The sequence below is a fragment of the Mesorhizobium sp. B2-5-11 genome (assembly GCF_006440835.1).
Classification (GTDB): domain Bacteria; phylum Pseudomonadota; class Alphaproteobacteria; order Rhizobiales; family Rhizobiaceae; genus Mesorhizobium.
In genome coordinates, this window is record NZ_VFUK01000001.1 from 406,791 (window position 1) to 422,672 (window position 15,882).

The 15,882-nt window shown below is 61.5% G+C and carries 21 protein-coding genes; 5 read left to right on the forward strand and 16 right to left on the reverse strand.

Annotation, left to right across the window (positions count from 1 at the left end; all coding sequences use genetic code 11):
• Positions 1-153 precede the first annotated feature (153 nt).
• The 4 genes from FJ490_RS01945 to FJ490_RS01960 all read left to right on the forward strand — a co-directional run bounded on the left by FJ490_RS01945 (position 154) and on the right by FJ490_RS01960 (position 5,572).
• Positions 154-1,746 (forward strand): peptide ABC transporter substrate-binding protein, encoded by a 1,593-nt coding sequence (locus tag FJ490_RS01945; protein ID WP_140494803.1) that lies wholly within the window; start codon positions 154-156, stop codon positions 1,744-1,746.
• Between the two features lie 170 nt (positions 1,747-1,916).
• Positions 1,917-2,840 (forward strand): ABC transporter permease subunit, encoded by a 924-nt coding sequence (locus FJ490_RS01950; protein WP_140494801.1) that lies wholly within the window; start codon positions 1,917-1,919, stop codon positions 2,838-2,840.
• On the forward strand, positions 2,833-3,951 hold the full coding sequence (locus FJ490_RS01955) for an ABC transporter permease subunit (protein ID WP_140520753.1): 1,119 nt from the start codon (positions 2,833-2,835) through the stop codon (positions 3,949-3,951). Before FJ490_RS01950 ends, FJ490_RS01955 begins: the two co-directional genes overlap by 8 nt.
• 1 nt (position 3,952) lies before the next feature.
• Positions 3,953-5,572 (forward strand): ABC transporter ATP-binding protein, encoded by a 1,620-nt coding sequence (locus FJ490_RS01960; protein WP_140520752.1) that lies wholly within the window; start codon positions 3,953-3,955, stop codon positions 5,570-5,572.
• Between the two features lie 26 nt (positions 5,573-5,598).
• Here the strand turns inward: FJ490_RS01960 and FJ490_RS01965 are convergent, their stop codons facing one another.
• Entirely contained in the window at positions 5,599-5,943 is a 345-nt protein-coding gene (locus FJ490_RS01965) for a hypothetical protein (protein ID WP_140520958.1), read from the reverse strand.
• A gap of 304 nt (positions 5,944-6,247) precedes the next feature.
• Between FJ490_RS01965 and FJ490_RS01970 the strand changes: the two genes are divergently transcribed.
• Positions 6,248-7,366: a glycosyltransferase family 9 protein gene (locus tag FJ490_RS01970; protein WP_140520751.1), complete on the forward strand. Its 1,119-nt coding sequence runs from the start codon at positions 6,248-6,250 to the stop codon at positions 7,364-7,366.
• Between the two features lie 305 nt (positions 7,367-7,671).
• Here FJ490_RS01970 and FJ490_RS01975 read toward each other — a convergent pair whose 3' ends face one another.
• The 15 genes from FJ490_RS01975 to FJ490_RS02050 all read right to left on the reverse strand — a co-directional run bounded on the left by FJ490_RS01975 (position 7,672) and on the right by FJ490_RS02050 (position 15,880).
• On the reverse strand, positions 7,672-8,787 hold the full coding sequence (locus FJ490_RS01975; protein ID WP_140767585.1) for a tyrosine-type recombinase/integrase: 1,116 nt from the start codon (positions 8,785-8,787) through the stop codon (positions 7,672-7,674).
• Positions 8,788-9,174: 387 nt separating this feature from the next.
• Positions 9,175-9,579, reverse strand: coding sequence for a hypothetical protein (locus tag FJ490_RS01985; protein WP_140767586.1), 405 nt, complete (start codon positions 9,577-9,579; stop codon positions 9,175-9,177).
• Positions 9,576-9,959 carry a hypothetical protein gene (locus tag FJ490_RS01990; RefSeq protein WP_140767587.1) on the reverse strand — a complete coding sequence of 128 codons (384 nt, stop codon included), beginning with the start codon at positions 9,957-9,959 and terminating at the stop codon, positions 9,576-9,578. The genes FJ490_RS01985 and FJ490_RS01990 overlap by 4 nt, the downstream gene beginning before the upstream one ends.
• Complete coding sequence (locus tag FJ490_RS01995; protein ID WP_140767588.1) at positions 9,956-10,207, reverse strand: hypothetical protein; 252 nt, start codon at positions 10,205-10,207, stop codon at positions 9,956-9,958. The genes FJ490_RS01990 and FJ490_RS01995 overlap by 4 nt, the downstream gene beginning before the upstream one ends.
• Entirely contained in the window at positions 10,204-10,401 is a 198-nt protein-coding gene (locus FJ490_RS02000; RefSeq protein WP_140767589.1) for a hypothetical protein, read from the reverse strand. The genes FJ490_RS01995 and FJ490_RS02000 overlap by 4 nt, the downstream gene beginning before the upstream one ends.
• Positions 10,398-10,928: a hypothetical protein gene (locus FJ490_RS02005; RefSeq protein ID WP_140767590.1), complete on the reverse strand. Its 531-nt coding sequence runs from the start codon at positions 10,926-10,928 to the stop codon at positions 10,398-10,400. The genes FJ490_RS02000 and FJ490_RS02005 overlap by 4 nt, the downstream gene beginning before the upstream one ends.
• Complete coding sequence (locus tag FJ490_RS02010) at positions 10,921-11,145, reverse strand: hypothetical protein (protein ID WP_140767591.1); 225 nt, start codon at positions 11,143-11,145, stop codon at positions 10,921-10,923. The genes FJ490_RS02005 and FJ490_RS02010 overlap by 8 nt, the downstream gene beginning before the upstream one ends.
• Complete coding sequence (locus FJ490_RS02015) at positions 11,142-11,612, reverse strand: hypothetical protein (RefSeq protein ID WP_140767592.1); 471 nt, start codon at positions 11,610-11,612, stop codon at positions 11,142-11,144. Before FJ490_RS02015 ends, FJ490_RS02010 begins: the two co-directional genes overlap by 4 nt.
• Positions 11,609-11,869, reverse strand: coding sequence for a hypothetical protein (locus FJ490_RS02020; RefSeq protein WP_140767593.1), 261 nt, complete (start codon positions 11,867-11,869; stop codon positions 11,609-11,611). The genes FJ490_RS02015 and FJ490_RS02020 overlap by 4 nt, the downstream gene beginning before the upstream one ends.
• Positions 11,866-12,261: an HNH endonuclease signature motif containing protein gene (locus FJ490_RS02025; RefSeq protein WP_140767594.1), complete on the reverse strand. Its 396-nt coding sequence runs from the start codon at positions 12,259-12,261 to the stop codon at positions 11,866-11,868. The genes FJ490_RS02020 and FJ490_RS02025 overlap by 4 nt, the downstream gene beginning before the upstream one ends.
• The gene (locus FJ490_RS02030) at positions 12,261-12,902 is read right to left on the reverse strand and encodes a hypothetical protein (protein ID WP_140767595.1); all 642 of its coding nucleotides are present in this window, start codon (positions 12,900-12,902) and stop codon (positions 12,261-12,263) included. Before FJ490_RS02030 ends, FJ490_RS02025 begins: the two co-directional genes overlap by 1 nt.
• Positions 12,899-13,528 (reverse strand): J domain-containing protein, encoded by a 630-nt coding sequence (locus FJ490_RS02035; protein ID WP_140767596.1) that lies wholly within the window; start codon positions 13,526-13,528, stop codon positions 12,899-12,901. Before FJ490_RS02035 ends, FJ490_RS02030 begins: the two co-directional genes overlap by 4 nt.
• Positions 13,525-14,361, reverse strand: coding sequence for a hypothetical protein (locus tag FJ490_RS02040; protein ID WP_140767597.1), 837 nt, complete (start codon positions 14,359-14,361; stop codon positions 13,525-13,527). The genes FJ490_RS02035 and FJ490_RS02040 overlap by 4 nt, the downstream gene beginning before the upstream one ends.
• Positions 14,362-14,387: 26 nt before the next feature.
• A complete protein-coding gene (locus FJ490_RS02045; protein ID WP_140767598.1) occupies positions 14,388-14,882 on the reverse strand; it encodes a hypothetical protein in 495 nt (164 codons plus the stop codon).
• A gap of 95 nt (positions 14,883-14,977) precedes the next feature.
• Entirely contained in the window at positions 14,978-15,880 is a 903-nt protein-coding gene (locus FJ490_RS02050; RefSeq protein WP_140767599.1) for a recombinase RecT, read from the reverse strand.
• Positions 15,881-15,882 lie beyond the last annotated feature (2 nt).

The window sequence follows — 15,882 nt, forward strand, 5'->3', positions numbered from 1 at the left end:
CAGTACTCGGTTGAAAAGAGCTTGCCGCCTGTCTAGTCTCCTGCCACCAGCCGACGGAGGGAACCGGCGGCGCGCTCAAAGGGGCCAGACATCGGTCCCGGGGCGTCAACACGCAAAGGCGCGCCGTTGGCAGCGCCGACAGGGAGAAACTTCATGCTGAAAAACATGCTGAAGGCGACGGCATTCGCCACAACCATGGCGCTGGCCGCCGGAACATTCTACACGCCGGCCTTTGCCGAGGTCGTCTACAACAGAGGCACTGCTGCCGAATCCGAGTCGGTTGATCCGCATAAGACCTCGACGGTCTATGAAGCCAACGTCTTGCGCGACCTGTTCCAAGGGCTGGTGATGCAGGACGAGAAGGCCAACGTCATCCCCGGCGCCGCCGAGAGCTGGACGGTGTCGGATGACGGCACCGTTTACACCTTCAAGCTCAGGAAGGACGGCCAGTGGTCCGACGGCAGCCCGGTGACGGCCGAAGACTTCGTCTTCGCTTTCCGCCGCCTCGAAGACCCGGCCACGGCCGCCGAATATGCCTCGATGCTCTATCCCGTCAAGAACGCCGAGGAAGTCAACACCAAGAAGGGCAAGCCCGAGGATATGGGCGTCAAGGCGATCGACGCGACCACCCTTGAAGTGACGCTGAAGGCGCCGACGCCCTATTTCCTCGAAATGCTGACCCACCAGGCGACCTATCCGGTCAACAAGGCGTCCATGGACAAGCTCGGCGCCGACTGGATCAAGCCGGGCAATCTCGTTTCCAACGGCCCCTATACGCTGGCCGAGTGGGTTCCCAACGATCATATGAAATTGGTCAAGAATCCGAAATTCTGGGATGCCGGAAGCGTCAAGATCGACGTCGTCAACTACATCCCGACAGAGGATCGCTCCTCGGCGATGAAGCGCTTCGAGGCCGGCGAACTCGACAGCTACGACGATCTCCCGACCGAGCAGCTCGCCGACCTCAAGGCCAAGTTCGGTGATCAGATCAAGGTGGGGCCGTATCTCGGCACCTATTACTACGCGATCAAGACCGACAAGAAGCCCTGGGACAATGTCGAGCTGCGCAATGCCATCTCGATGGCCATCGACCGCGATTTCATTGCCGAGAAGGTCTGGCAGAACTCAATGCTGCCAGGCTATTCGATGGTCCCTCCGGGCATCGAGGGCTACACGCCGGCGATGGCCAAATATGCCGACATGTCGCAGATCGACCGCGAGGACGCAGCCAAGAAGATCCTCGAGAAGCTCGGTTACACGCCGGAGCATCCGCTGAAGATGGAGATCCGTTACAACACCTCGGAGAACCACAAGAACACCGCGGTCGCCATCCAGGAGCAGTTGAAGCCGCTCGGCGTCGACGTCACGCTGCTCAACACCGACACCAAGACCCACTACTCCTTCCTCGAGCAGAGGGGCGACTATGACGTTGCGCGCGCCGCCTGGATTGCCGACTACAAGGATCCCGAAACCTTCCTGGGCATCTCGCGCAAGGCCAGCGGCAACAACTATTCGGTCTATGACAGCCCGCAATATGAGGCGGCCATGGACAAGGCGGCCGCCGCCGGCGGCAAGCCGGAAGAGCGCATGAAGGAACTCGCCGCCGCCGAGCGTATCCTCGTCGACGACGTCGGCCAGATCCCGCTTCTCTACTATAGCTACCACGATATCGTTTCCCCGAAGCTCCATGGCTTCGTCGACAACGTCATGGACGTGCATCCGTCCCGCTTCATCTCCAAGGATTGAAACCTTGATCGACCCGCCGCCCGTTCAGGACGGCGGTTCGAGCTGTCGTCGCATGGGGCCCGAAAGTCGAAATCGATTTTCGCAGGCCATGGTGCGAAGATGAGAGGTGCCAGAGCGCTGCGGGCGTCCGGTTGGATGCCCATCACCCTGGCCGAAGCAGGGCACCGCCGATGCTACGCTACATTTTCAGGCGGCTTCTGACCGCCATTCCAACGCTATTCGTCATCGTGACCTTGGCGTTCTTCCTGATGCGCGTCGCACCGGGCGGCCCGTTCAACCAGGAGCGGGGCCTGAGCCCCGAGATCAGGGCCAATCTTGAAGCCCAGTTCGGGCTCGCCGACCCGCTCTGGCTGCAATATGTCCACTATCTCGGCAATCTCCTGCGCGGCAATTTCGGCCCGAGCTACAATATGCCGGACTTTACCGTCACCGAGCTTTTCGCGAAGGGCTTGCCTATTTCCATTCAGCTCGGCGCCTCCGCGCTGATCTTGGCGCTGCTGCTCGGCAGCGTGCTCGGTACCATTGCGGCGCTCAACCAGAACAAACTTGGCGACTATACGGTGATTGCGCTGGCAACCGCGGGCAGCACCATCCCGACCTTCGTCATCGCGCCGATTATCCAGCTCGTGTTCGGATTGACCTGGAAGCTATTGCCGATCGGCGGCTGGGGCGATGGCGCGCTTATCAACAAGATCGGTCCCGTGCTGACGCTTGCCCTGCCGCAGATCGCCATCGTCGCCCGCCTGATGCGCGGCTCGATGATCGAATCGCTGCGCTCGCATCACATCCGCACGGCGCGCGCGCTCGGCCTGTCCGACTGGTCGGTGGTGGTCAAGCACGCGCTGCGCGGCGCCGTCCTGCCGATCGTCTCCTTCACCGGTCCGGCTGCCGCCGCCCTGCTCACCGGCTCGATCATCGTCGAGACGATCTTCTCCATTCCCGGCGTCGGGCGCTACTTCGTCGATGCCGCGCTCAACCGCGACTACACGCTGGTGATGGGGACGGTGGTGGTCATCGCCATCTTCACCATCGTCTTCAACCTGATCGTCGACGTCATGTATGCCGTCGTCGATCCGAGGGTGCGCTATGACTGATATCGCGATCGCCGCACCGGTCGTCGGCCGTTCGCTGTGGGGCGATGCCTGGGCGCGCCTCAAGGCCAACCGCGCCGCCATGTTCAGCCTCTACTATCTGATCCTGATCGCCGTGATCAGCGTGTTCGGGCCCTGGTTCGTGCCGCACCAATACACCACCATCTATGGTGATTATGTGCGTACGCCGCCGAGCCTGTCGGCCTATCCGAAGCCGGACATGATCGAGACCGCGCTTAATGAGGCGATCAAGCGCATGCGTGTCGACATCAAGGACTGGCGCCAGGACGGCAATCGCGTCTTCGTCACCGTCACCTCCAGCAAGGCGATCGACGACCGCAACATCCGCTATCTCGACCGGTCCGACGCCTTCGACGACACCAGGATCGAAAGCAAGTCGCCTGACGGCCTCGAAGCGACGATGAGCGCCTCGGTCAAGCAGCAATATTTTCTTTTCGGCACCGACAACACCGGCCGCGATCTGTTGTCGCGGACGCTGATGGCCGGGCGCGTTTCGCTGGCCATCGGTCTGCTCGCCGGCGTCGTGGCCGTGGCCATCGGCGTGCTCTATGGCGCCACTGCCGGTTTTGCCGGAGGCAGGGTCGACGAGGTGATGATGCGCATCGTCGACGTGCTTTATTCGCTGCCCTTCATCTTCTTCGTCATCATGCTGGTGGTGTTCTTCGGCCGCAACTTCGTGCTGATGTTCCTGGCGGTCGGCGCCGTGCTGTGGCTCGACATGGCCCGCATCGTGCGCGGCCAGGCGCTGTCCATCCGCCGCCAGGAATATGTCCAGGCGGCCGAGGCCATGGGCGTCGGCCAGCGCGGCATCCTTTTGCGCCACGTCATTCCCAACCTGCTCGGGCCGGTGGTGATCTACATGACGCTGCTGGTGCCGCAGGTCATTATCCTGGAGAGCTTTCTGTCGTTCCTCGGGCTCGGCATCCAGGAGCCGATGACCAGCTGGGGCGTGCTGATCTCGGTCGGCGCCAAGAATATCGGCACTGCAAACTGGCTGCTTCTGTTCCCTGCCTTCTTCCTGGTCTCCACCTTGTTCGCCCTGAACTTCGTCGGCGACGGCCTGCGCGATGCGCTCGACCCCAAGGACCGCTAAGATGGACGCAGCAGAGACCATTCTCAGCGTAAAGGATCTTCGCGTGCGCTTCCGCACCCTCGACGGCGCGGTCGAGGCGGTGAAAGGCATCAACATCCACGTCAAGGCGGGCGAAACCGTCGCCGTGGTCGGCGAATCCGGCTCCGGCAAGAGCCAAACGATGATGGCGGCGATGAGCCTGCTGGCCTCCAATGGAGAAGCCACCGGCAGTGTCGATTATCGCGGCCGCAATCTTCTGACGCTAAGCAAATCCGAGTTGAACAAGGTCCGCGGCCGCAAGATCAGCATGATCTTCCAGGAGCCGATGACCTCGCTCGATCCGCTCTATTCGATCGGCAACCAGCTGATCGAACCGATTCGCCGGCATCGGGGCTTGAATGCGGCGCAAGCGCGCGAGGAGGCGCTCAACCTGCTCAGGCTGGTGCATATTCCCGATCCCGAACGGCGCATGAAATCCTATCCGCACGAAATGTCGGGTGGCCAGCGCCAGCGCGTCATGATCGCCATGGCTTTGGCAAACGATCCCGATATCCTGATTGCCGACGAACCAACGACGGCGCTCGACGTCACCATCCAGGCGCAGATCCTCATGCTACTTGCCGAGCTGCAGCGCAAGCTCGGCATGGCGATCGTCTTCATCACCCACGATCTCGGCATCGTGCGGCGCTTTGCCGACCGGGTCTATGTCATGCGCTCCGGCGAGGTGGTGGAGGAGGGGGACGCGCAAGCCATCTTCGCCAGTCCTCAGCATGCCTACACCAAGATGCTGCTGGCCGCCGAGCCGACCGGAACCAAGGCGCCGCCGCCGGCCAATGCGCCGGTCCTGCTCGAAGGCAGAAACGTCGAGGTTACCTTCCGTATCGGCGGCGGCTTTCTGGCCGGCGAGCCGCTGATGCTGCGCGCCGTCGACCACATCTCGATCAGGCTGAGGCGCAATCAGACGATCGGCATCGTCGGCGAATCAGGCTCTGGAAAATCGACGCTTGGCCGCGCTTTGCTGCGGCTGTTGCCGAGCGATGGCGTGATCCGCTTCGGCGACCGCGATATCTCGACCGCCGACCGCCAGACGATGCGGCCGCTGCGGCGCCAATTGCAGCTGGTCTTCCAGGATCCGTTCGGTTCGCTGTCGCCGCGCATGACCATCGGCCAGGTCATCACCGAAGGGCTGCTGGTGCATGAACCGAACCTCTCGGGCAAGCAGCGCGACCAGCGCGCCGTCGAGGCGCTGCGCGAAGTTGGCCTCGATCCCAACTCGCGCAATCGCTATCCGCACGAATTCTCAGGCGGCCAGCGCCAGCGCATCGCAATCGCTCGCGCCATGATCCTCAAGCCCAAGCTGGTGGTGCTGGACGAGCCGACCTCCGCCCTCGACCGCTCGGTGCAAAAACAGATCGTGGAGTTGCTGCGCAAGCTGCAGGCCGACCATGAGCTGTCTTACCTCTTTATCAGCCACGACCTCGCCGTGGTGCGCGCTATGGCCGACTACATCATCGTCATGAAGCAGGGCAAGATCGTCGAGGAAGGGCCGACGGAAGACATTTTCAGCAATCCGCAGGCCGGCTACACGCAGACGCTGATGAGCGCCGCAATCGATGTCACGCGGTTTCGTTTGAGTGCGTGAGGCGAGCCCGGCAGCGGCGCCTCAGCTCAATTCCCAAGCCCTGGGCATCTGCGCGCCCTGGCGGCGGCCATGGCCGCTTGCTGCTGCTTCAGCCGATCGATCCTGGTCGTTTCGCGATTGGCGACGGCGGCCTTGACGCTTGAGCCGCCCAGCAGCCATCTCGGAACACTGGTGCTGGCGACCTTGCCCCGCGTGATGGCTGTCTGCGAGATGCCTTTGGCGGCTTCGCCTATGGCGCTGTTCAGTTCGGCGCATGTCATCTTGTCGTAATTGGCCGGATCGATCGATCCGCTGGTCGACGCGCAGCCTCCGATAAGGGCGAGGAGGAGCACGGGGATGAACGGCCTGCTGGGGGTCGAATGCAATTTCATGTCCACGACCTTACTCCAGCGTAAGCGACCATGGCCACCCTCCGATATGTCCGCATCCGTGCGGACGCCGAAACGAACCGGGGTCATTCACATTCACGACGGTCACGAGTTCGGCCTCGGCGGAAGCCTTGAAAGAGAGCCTGCGAGCCCCATCTGCGTTGACAAATATTCCTGGTTGGTTGATGGCTGAGGCGATATCCTATATCAGCGGACAGAACGAGCTTGTCATTGCGCGGCTATTGCCTACATCGATCGTTTGTCGAAAATTTTGGATTCTTTTTGGCTGAAATGGAATAGTCATTCCATGAAAAGTTGGATCAAGAATTCAAAAGAGCCGGCAAAGGCACTGCCGAAGGCTGGCAACGTACAATCAATACTCATAAATCAGACGAAGTTTATCGGGGATGTTGTTCTAACTTCGGTTCTGGTCAGGCATCTGCGGGCAGAGTTTCCGAACGCGACGATCACCATGCTATGCCAGGCGGCGCTGGCGAAATTCGTTCTGGAGCAAGGCATCGCCGACAGCGTGGTTTCGCTCGATCGCGGCAAAATGCGCGGCTCCCCTTTCGAGCGCATGTCCGGAATGACCAGGCTCCTGCACGATCTGAGGAAGTCGGATTATGATCTTATCATCGATCTGTCCGACTCCAAGACATCACGGCTTGTGATGCGCTTCGTCAAGGCGCCTTTTCGCGTAGGCTATGTTCCATCGGAGCAGCCCCTGAAATTCTGGGAGCGCCAAAGCGCCAACATCTTTGCCGCCACATACGGCCATGGCGGCGAGCATTATCTGCATCGGTACCTGTCGCCGCTGTTTGCCCTTGGCATTCCTGTGACCGATCCTATTCCGTCCCTCAAGCCAACCGAATCCGGTTCGCGTCAGGCAAAGCAGCTGCTTGCCCGACACGAACTGGAAACGAAGTCGTTTGTCGCCGTCCATGCCGGCGCCAGTTTCCCAGGCCGTTGCTGGCAGCCTGACCGTTTCGCATCGGTCCTGGGAGAGATTTACCGTCGAAAGGGTCTGCGGGCGGTCATCGTTGGCGGCCCGGACGAGGCAGGTATCGCAGGCAAGGTGTTGGATGCGGCAACATCGCCGATCGTAAATCTCGTTGGCCAGGCACCCCTGACCACCCTTTTGCCCCTGCTGGGCGAGGCCCTGATCTTCCTGGGCAACGAAAGCGGACCCATGCACCTGGCCGCGGCCATGAAAACGCCCGTCGTTGGCCTGTTCGGTCTGACCCAACCTGACATCTGGGGGCCTCTTGGCGTTCCCAACCGTACGCTGCAGCCTCCGATGCCATGCAAGTGCATAGCGCCGGGCCTCTGCAAGGTGGGCAATGCAGGGGGCGTTTATTGCGTTCAACGGCTTGACGCCGCCGACGTCACCAAAGCGGCAATCGAACTCATAGAACGCGTCAGCTAAACCAACTCCAGGAAAAGTGCGCAGCGGTTTTTCCGTCCGGAATTGCGTAAAGCGATGAATTGGAGCAGGCGACGATCAAACATCGAGCCGCTGCGGCGGGAACAACAAACACGCGTATCGCTTTGTTTTTCTGGTCGGAGTGGCAGGATTTGAACCTGCGACCCCCTCGTCCCGAACGGCGTAGGCTCCCAAAAAGCTCAACGGATTCAACGAAACTCATCGCAGCCGATCTAGCTCTGTTCCGCCCATGTTCCGCGAAACGTTGCGGTTTCATTGCGGAAACCGGGTTTGTTCCAGCGGCGGTGTCAGTAGGCATCGGCCGCCGATTTCTGAAAGTCAGGATCATTGTGCAGATAGGTGCGCTCGTACTCCTCCGCCGTCAGCCCGAGTGAGGCGGCGGCTTCATTCGGCGGCACATTGGCCTGCGCAAGCCACGTACCGCGCGTGTGGCGCAAGACGTGTGGCGTGACTGTCGTCGGCAACTGCGCGGCCGCTATGGCGCTCCTGAATGCCTTGTTCGGCTTTGTCACCTGGCTGCCGAGATAGTTGACGATATAGCGCAGTCCGACCTTCTCGTCGCTCCAGCCGTCCAGCCGGCGCCAGCGCTTCAGATGCGCCATCAGCCGACGGGCGATCTTCACAGGCGGCTTGCGCTTGTTGTGCGCCACGCGCTCACCTTCGGCGCGGCGGAAGATGACGCCTCGGTCGAGATCGGCCCATCCGCCTGTGGTGTTCCGGATCCACTGCAAGGACAGGATCGCGCCGGGCCGAGTGCCGGTATAGAGGCCGATGAGGATCAGCCGGGCGAGGTGCGCTCGTTTCTGGTCCCGCCGGCGCAGCCAATAGGCATTGTCGCCCGTTCCCTGCTTCTCCCAGCCCAGCGCCGCCCACAAGAGTTCTGCCGCCTGCGATCGGGTCAGGTAGACCTCGCGCGGTGTGCCCTTGTCCGGCAGCGTGAAGGCGGGGACGACGTCCAGCCCGTATTCCTTGTGATAGTGGCGGACCGCCGCACGCATCACCTCGAGGTCGCGCCTGGCCCCGGATCGGGTGCCGCGGTGAGTTTCGAATTCCCGGCAGAGCTTGCCCTTGACCTCTGAAACGGTCTTGGCGCCGAAGAAGTCGTTCAGCCGGCCGATGGTCTGTTGCGTCTCTTTTGGCCTCGCCGAGGCGGCGGACTTCTCATCCAGGTAGACCGTCAGCACCGCGCCAAGGGTTATTTCTGAAGCTCGGCCGCCCTTGGGCGCCTCGTACTTGCTGGCGAGGTAATCGTTGAGGGCCTGCCCAGCTTCTGCAACCTGATGCGCAAGGCATCCTGTGCGGTGATGGGTAGATCCGTCGAGGATGACCCAGGTGGAGCGCTGCTTGTCTCCGTCCTTTTCGGTTCGAAGCCAGAGGCGGGGCGGCTTGCGGGCACGCGGCATTTTTCCTTCATCTCCTCGATAGCTCTCCGGGTCACGAAGTCCTTGCGGGCAATCTGCGTGATCACCAGGCGACCCTTTGCCGCCTCAGTCCGCAATGCCGACGGCGAGAGACGGCCACCGAAGAACAGCCGGCAGGCTTCCGCAAGGGTCACGGGCTCATCGTCCCCGATATCCACCGGTGCCGGCAGCGCCCGCGTCATGGCTTCCCCTCGTATGGGGGATGGGCGTTGGCGCTATTCCAAGCTTCGCTTGGCTCGCTGTTGGCATAAATGCCAGCACGGCGGCATTCACCAGGCCCTTGCGGCGAGTAGCAGCCGCATTCAGGCCACCGACAGCGCTGGTCGTCCGCCGTCCCGCTCTTCGCCGCCTTGCTATGGGAGGGGTGGGTCATGGGCGCGGCTCCTCATCTTGTGGAGCGGCGGCGAAGGGAGCCCACATTTCCTGCATGTAGGCCCAATATTTTGATAGGAAGGCATGCACGCGAGGCTCATCGGCCCGACAAACGGACACTTCATGGCTTCCGAGGTAAGCCTTGCGCTGTCCGATGATTTGAAGCTTTAGAATGCCGTTGCGGTAATACACATCGCCGTTAAACTCGCCCGCTCCGTTGTCTTCGCCTTCAAGCCAATCCCATCGAACGAACCAGTTATAGTCGATGTCTGAATCGCGCCACTCGCTTTCGAAGGCATCCCACGTCGGGTATGTTTCGTGGCACCCGTTTTTGAAATAGTTTCCCTCTGTCATATAGTAGGGGTGGTCGCACTCCCAGAGGTGCTTCGCTGTCGCGCTCACTGCTCTCCCTCCCCAGCCTGAGACAGGGAACGGGCGGCGAGCTTCTTGCGTTGGCTCATGATGTCGCAGAGAGCGATGCCGAAAAGATGGTGTTCGTAATAGCGCGGCGTTTTCTTCCCATCTGGCCCCAACAGCAGCGACGACCATTCGGACAGAATGCCCTCAACCGATTGGTTTAGAGCCTCGGCAAATTGAGCCCTGCGGTGCAGTTTGCGGTTCCGCCCGCGCTCTTCTTCCAGCGCAGTCTTCAGCCGAAGGTTATCGGCCTGGATGGAGGCGATGAGATCGAGAAGGGTGCGGATGTTTTCGGGTGAGCAAAGCGGAGGCCAACCCTTTTCAAGGTCAATCCGCAGCCGCTCTATCAGCTTGTCCGCGCTCATGGGCGCACCTTCGATCCGAAAGATGCGATCTCACGCCCAACATCGGTAAGCACGAAGATGCTTTGCAGGCCGTTTTGTGCATAACCGATGCGTTCAATGAGACCCAAGCGCTTCAGGGCGTCAGCCGAGGCGACCCTACGGCCAACAATTATGGCGCTGCCAGCTTTGGGCATGGAGAGCAGGACGGCCTTTTGCGGCGGCGTGAGCCGGCTCCAAGTCCAAGAGGTGAAATCTGTCTTTGCGCTCATGGCTCGCTCCCGGAAGAGAGGGCGGCACGGCCGGCAGGTGTGAAATGCGCCTCGGAAAGCTCGCGGCGCAGATAGCGCTTGCGAAGCCCGATATCGATGGCCTCTTGCTCAGTCGGGTTTTCTCGTATCGCGTGGATCCAGCCGCGCGATACGAAGCGATTGAGGAAAGTTCGATGCGCCTCTGTCAGCTTCATGCCTTCTCTCCTTGCTGGGGAGAAGCGGCGAGCATGGCCTCCCACAGATCGCTGACAACCTTGTCGTGGTGGCGGTTCTTGTAACCATAGAGGGTGTCAGCCATAGCCGCCCACATCTCGCGCGTCGGCTCTTTCGGCACCAGCACCCAGCCGTCCTTCACCGCCAGTTCTCCAGCAGCGGGGGTGGAAAGGCGCTCGCGAACGATTTCGAGCAATTCGTTGAAGCTCGCCGCCGCGAATGAGGGGTATTGGATTACGCCAAGAACCTCGGCCAGCGCGTCCGCCAGCCGCCCCTCAACAACCCCGGCATAGGTTTTCATGCGCTCGGTTTCGGCCTCTCCCTCCTCGGGTAGCGGGGATAGGGATGCGAGGGCTGCGCGCAAAGCAGCATCGATTGAATCGCTTCGGACAAATGGATCGTCACCGTCCCAATCAATTTCAAGGTGCTTGGCCATTTCATCTGCGGCGGCATTTATCTGCGCCTCTGTCACGCCCTTGGCGGCGGGTGGGGATGAGACCTTAGACACCGGCGCCTCCGTCGGCACGAAGGCCGGTCGGCGTGACATCTTCGCCGTGGTCGTTTAGAACGTTGAAGGCGTTACTCTCGCCGCTACCTTGGACATCGATGTCTGACGGGCACACAAAAACCGAACCGTCATAGACGCACATGCGCAGACCCGCATCACGTACCTTGCTGAGGGCTCGCTTTAATGTGGTGGCGGCTTTTTTCTGAGCGCTGTTCATGAGCGATTCTCCTCGGTATCGGGTAGAGGTGGGGAGGCGAAGAGGGGTTCAACGATATCGCCGGCTTTTGCCCACTGATCGGCGAATGATTTCACGTCCGTCACTGCCGTGCTCTGGGTCATCTGCTTATTCATGCGCCGCCATGCCACCGGCTCCACCTCCCCGGTGTTCTTCCTAGCTAGAGAGGCGCGGAGGAACCGAGCGATGTGCGCAAGGCGGTCGCTTGGGATATTGCCAGAGTCGTCAGTTTGGTCGCGTAGCCAGACATACCAGTCGCGCGGGGATCTCGCTCCCGCTCCATCCAGACAGGGGGAGAGGGCGCGAAGGATCACAGCGCTGTTCTCTACCGTGAAATCGGCAATGAGGTTCCAAGCTTCAGCCTTTGTGGATTCTCCGGCATCATCGTCCTGGTATTCGCCAATGAGGCGCTTCAGTTCGTCCGCCAGCGTCTCTCCAACCCTGGTCATGGCTTGGCTCCGGCGCGGGCGGCAAGCATGGCGTCGGCGAGGGCGTAGGCATCTTGCGCGATACCCTCGACCACCTTGGAATAGGTCGAATTGCGAACGTCGACACCGGACGGTTGGTGCTTGCCGGCTGACGTCGCATTGACGATCGCCGGCAGCGCCTGACCCGCAAACCAGTCGCGCAAGGTCATGCCCTCCCGGCCAAAGGTCGCGCCAGTAACCGGGAACGCCGGCCCGCCATCGTTTCGCTCTTCACTCATGACTGCTCCAATCTTTGAAATAGGTTTCGACGGGGAGGCAGGGGCTTCGGGGCCGGTTTCTCGGCCTTCGGCGGGCTGGCGATCTTCGCCTTTACCCTGGTCTTCATGCCCATAAGCGATTGGGCTACGGTCTTGGCCGCGGTCGGCGTGTCTCGGTTCGCCGTCTTCCAAGCATGGCACTTCGGGCAGACCGCGGCGCAGTTCTCCAAGCTGTTGTCCTTGGAGTTCGCGTCCAGAATGATGTGGTCGTATTCGACCCCATAGGCGAGGTCGCGCGTGCAGCGCTCGCCGGCCGGCAGTCCATACCAAGCGCCCTCGGCCTCACAGCGCTTGCCGGAGCGAGCCAGAGCCGCCTTGCGCGTCTTGGAGGTGAACTCCTTACGGTCGGCCATCAGGGTGCCTCCGCATCGATGTCGCGGTGCTCGACGCTGAAACTGACAGCGACAACCCACGGGTTGGTGTCCCATCCGAGGCCGCGATCGTGGTTTAAGCTGTCCCATAGCCCGCAATAGCTTGTGATCGGGCTGGCGGCATGGTGGTCGTGGTCGATATGAAACAGCCCATCAACGGACTGAACACCCTCGGCGACAGCATCGGCCTCGCTGATGTCCTGCAACCGCTGCACGCGAACGTCTGTCACCATCAGCGTCAGCCGCGAAGCCCAGCGCGGCATGTGCATGCCCTGGCGGAAGCGGCCGAGCTTGGCGATGGCTGGATACCCCCAGGTCTGATGGGCACCGTCCGCCACGTATAAAATGGCTTCATCGCCGCCCATGGCAGCCGGTGAAATGTCGTCATAGGCCGCATGGGTTTTCCATGCCTCGCGGACATAAAGGCGGTCGCCGACGGCATACGGGATGCGGAAATAATGGTTCATCGTCAACAGACCGGCGCCGGTAGACAAATGGAAATCGCCGACACGACGGAGGTGCGGCAGAGTTGTCTCGGTAGCGACCCGCCGCGTCTGCGTCTTGGTGCCGGCGAGCAGCGCGCGGACCATCGGGGCTGAAAACAGGATGGGGCGATCGGTCATGACCGCACCGCCTTCAGCGCTTCGTCGCGGGCTGCATTCAGTTCAGCCATGGCGGTATGCGAGCCGCCGGTGTCCGGGTGCGCCTTCTTGGCTGCCAGCCGGAAGAAATAGTCGATCTCGGTTGCGGTGACAGGAACGTTCGGCGCGATGCCCAGAACTTCACGCCAATGCCGCCGCGCGCCGGGCGCGGGCAGGGCTGTGAAACCTGCGAACATCTCGGCGACCGAAGATACTCCGTGCCGCTCGATCGCTCTGGTGGCCTCGATATGGGCTGCAATGGCTGCAATGTTCTGCGCCACCTTGGTGTAGGTGTCGCAAGGCATGCAGTGCGGCTTGCCTTGAAGCTGGAAATAGAGCGCGACACCAGGGTCCGACGGTTCGGGTTGGCCTGAACGCGGCAGACCATTGAGCCGCGTCTGAAGATTGGTGCTAACGACGGGCAGGATGGCGCCGATCCGGTCAAGTTCGTCTTGCAGTCTGGAAAGCGCATCAGCAACGCTCACGCCATGGGTCTGGAGATATCGCCCGTTGCTGCGCTTGATGTTGAAGCGACCGTCTCGTCGCGCTGCGGCAGGCTTGCGCGCGCGGCCCTCGGGCCATTGGAGCGGGAAGGCTGAAACGCTCATTCCGCCAACTCCTGTTCCTCAACACCGATCAAGCCGGCCAGATAGCGGCCGACCTCGACCGTGCCTTTGGTCGGATTTTCGCCACAGCAGTCCTGAAGCCGCTCGCGGATGGTTTTCGCCTTGGCGCGGACCAGAGCGGACTTGCCGCCGATCTCGTCGGTGAACACCAGGGCCTGACGGGTGAACACGTTCACCTCCGGCCCGACGGCAGCTTTCATCGTCTTGAAGACGCGGACGAGGAAAGCCTTGTCGCTGTCGGAAAGAGAAACGGAGGCCGGCGCCGCGGAATCGGGATGATCCGCTTCAAGGCTACCGGCCTCCTGGTCCGCCGCAGCGGGCACAGGTTCGGCAGCGACGGCTGGGCTGTCGGGGGACGGGGACGCGCCGTCGCTGCCTTGACCACCGACGCTGGAGCCGTCGGCGGGTTCATGTTCATCTTCGCCGACATCGGCGATTTCCTTCTTGAGCGTGGCCGGATCGATGCCGGTCATCCGCTGGATAAGGTCCATCATGTCGCGGACGGCCTCGTCGAGCTCCGGGTCGGTCAACTCGGTCAGGCTCTTGGGATAGGCCATGAACTCGCCGCCGACGGTCTTCGACAGGTTCACGATGCCGAGCGCCAGTTTGACCGCCTCGGATGCCTGATCCTTGTTCGTCCACGGCACGTTGCACTGCTTCACGACAAGACCGAGGATCGCAAACCACTTCCGCTCCATAACCCTGCCGCCGTCGCGCACCATGACAACGTTGACCGGTGTTCCCCGCCTGTAGGTGTCAAGGCGCTCTTGGTCGTAGGCGGTCGCCGGCACAAGCTTGCCGGCCTCGATGACCATCTTGAACGGAGGGCTTTCGTGCTTGGTCATCGCGCGACGTCCTCGGGAAGGCTGGCGCGCAATGCGGCAAGCCAGCGGTTGCGGTCCTCGGTGCGAGCGATTTCATCCTCGCGGTGCTTCTGGTGGTAGGAGAGATCGCGTTCGGCCTTCTCAATCGTTGCGGCCCGCCATTCGGCGCCAGCCAGTTTCTTCGGCGGCTCGGAAGGATAGTCGTCGAGCGTCACACCAAGCTGCTGGAGCATGAACTCCTTGATGCCTTCCGCTTCAGTCTGCCAAGCCATGACTGCCGCGCGCATATCGAGGCACCGGCGGTTGCGTTCGTTTCGCTCGCTCTCGTATTTGCGATGCGCGTCACAAGCCTCCAACCATTCGGCTGCCGCCATGTTGTCGCACATTTTTTCGGTGTAGTTCGGCACCGTCGCCAGAACTTCGCGCGCCTTGGCCAGGCCCTCATCATAGAATTTGGTAGACGGCTTGAACCGTTCCGGAATGGGTGCATCCCAAGGCTCATCTCGCATCATGATGCATGCGCCCATGCCTCGAGCGCATTGAAGCGCGAACTGGCGAAGGGTAGTGATCGTTCCGTCTACAACTGCTGCGGTATATCCGGTGGGCATCACTTTGCTCCCGCAATGCGCTTCTCAGCCTGCTTGCGGATAGCCAGGGCGATGCTCTGGTTTGTCTCGGCGTTCGGCTGGCCTTCGAAGCGGGAAAGAGGGTCGAACTCGGTCCAGACCTCCTCGACCGATGCGGCGTCGGACACGACGGCAAGCGCCGCCTCCAGTTGTTCAAAATAGGTGGTGTCGTCCACCATGGCATCATCGGTCACGTCGGGGGTGTCGCCATCGATGCCGTCGGCAACCGCGTCGACCGTGATCTCCCCGGTTTCGTTGTCGATGGTTTCGGACGGGCCGGCGATCTGCGCGGACGGCGAGACTGGCGGCTTCGGCGGGACAGGGCGCGTCATCGGCGTGACGTCGCGCATCTCGGCAATCTTTTCGCCTTCGTCCTCGTCGTAGATCCCCGAGAAGCCGAAGGCATAGCGGTTGCACTGGATGACCGCCTTGTGGCGCAGCATGCGCCGCTTCATCTTCCACGGGTCGGTCTGGCGGATGCACTCCGATAGGTATTCAGTGACGATGATCGGCTTGCTGCGATCCTTCCGGTAAATCCGGCAGGTGCATGAAATCGGGTTGCCCTGCTCGTCGTCGGTGAATTCGGTCTCCAGGCCGTCGAAGGCCGGGTGCGAGTTCATCAGGTTGAGCCAGCCGTCGATCGATACGATAGGAACGATGCCTCCGCCCTTGGCCGGGAAGGCATAGATTTCCTTCAGGATCGGATCGAGGTCATATTTGCTCGCGACAAGCATCAGAGCTGCGAACTGCTCATTGGTGTGGTTCGCCGGCATGACCGTGGCGCGCACGGTCTTCGCGAACTGCTCAGGGTCCATGTTGCGCTGGGCTGCCATTACGGCGATCAGTGACGGCTTGGCGTTCTCAGTTTTCGTGACGGCGTTCATGA

Coding starts and splice junctions, on each gene's coding strand:
- FJ490_RS01945 (WP_140494803.1), top strand. CDS start 154: ATGCTGAAAAACATGCTGAAGGCGACGGCATTCGCCACAACCATGGCG.
- FJ490_RS01950 (WP_140494801.1), top strand. CDS start 1,917: ATGCTACGCTACATTTTCAGGCGGCTTCTGACCGCCATTCCAACGCTA.
- FJ490_RS01955 (WP_140520753.1), top strand. CDS start 2,833: ATGACTGATATCGCGATCGCCGCACCGGTCGTCGGCCGTTCGCTGTGG.
- FJ490_RS01960 (WP_140520752.1), top strand. CDS start 3,953: ATGGACGCAGCAGAGACCATTCTCAGCGTAAAGGATCTTCGCGTGCGC.
- FJ490_RS01965 (WP_140520958.1), bottom strand. CDS start 5,943: ATGAAATTGCATTCGACCCCCAGCAGGCCGTTCATCCCCGTGCTCCTC.
- FJ490_RS01970 (WP_140520751.1), top strand. CDS start 6,248: ATGAAAAGTTGGATCAAGAATTCAAAAGAGCCGGCAAAGGCACTGCCG.
- FJ490_RS01975 (WP_140767585.1), bottom strand. CDS start 8,787: ATGCCGCGTGCCCGCAAGCCGCCCCGCCTCTGGCTTCGAACCGAAAAG.
- FJ490_RS01990 (WP_140767587.1), bottom strand. CDS start 9,959: ATGAGCGCGGACAAGCTGATAGAGCGGCTGCGGATTGACCTTGAAAAG.
- FJ490_RS01995 (WP_140767588.1), bottom strand. CDS start 10,207: ATGAGCGCAAAGACAGATTTCACCTCTTGGACTTGGAGCCGGCTCACG.
- FJ490_RS02000 (WP_140767589.1), bottom strand. CDS start 10,401: ATGAAGCTGACAGAGGCGCATCGAACTTTCCTCAATCGCTTCGTATCG.
- FJ490_RS02010 (WP_140767591.1), bottom strand. CDS start 11,145: ATGAACAGCGCTCAGAAAAAAGCCGCCACCACATTAAAGCGAGCCCTC.
- FJ490_RS02015 (WP_140767592.1), bottom strand. CDS start 11,612: ATGACCAGGGTTGGAGAGACGCTGGCGGACGAACTGAAGCGCCTCATT.
- FJ490_RS02020 (WP_140767593.1), bottom strand. CDS start 11,869: ATGAGTGAAGAGCGAAACGATGGCGGGCCGGCGTTCCCGGTTACTGGC.
- FJ490_RS02025 (WP_140767594.1), bottom strand. CDS start 12,261: ATGGCCGACCGTAAGGAGTTCACCTCCAAGACGCGCAAGGCGGCTCTG.
- FJ490_RS02030 (WP_140767595.1), bottom strand. CDS start 12,902: ATGACCGATCGCCCCATCCTGTTTTCAGCCCCGATGGTCCGCGCGCTG.
- FJ490_RS02035 (WP_140767596.1), bottom strand. CDS start 13,528: ATGAGCGTTTCAGCCTTCCCGCTCCAATGGCCCGAGGGCCGCGCGCGC.
- FJ490_RS02040 (WP_140767597.1), bottom strand. CDS start 14,361: ATGGTCATCGAGGCCGGCAAGCTTGTGCCGGCGACCGCCTACGACCAA.
- FJ490_RS02045 (WP_140767598.1), bottom strand. CDS start 14,882: ATGATGCGAGATGAGCCTTGGGATGCACCCATTCCGGAACGGTTCAAG.
- FJ490_RS02050 (WP_140767599.1), bottom strand. CDS start 15,880: ATGAACGCCGTCACGAAAACTGAGAACGCCAAGCCGTCACTGATCGCC.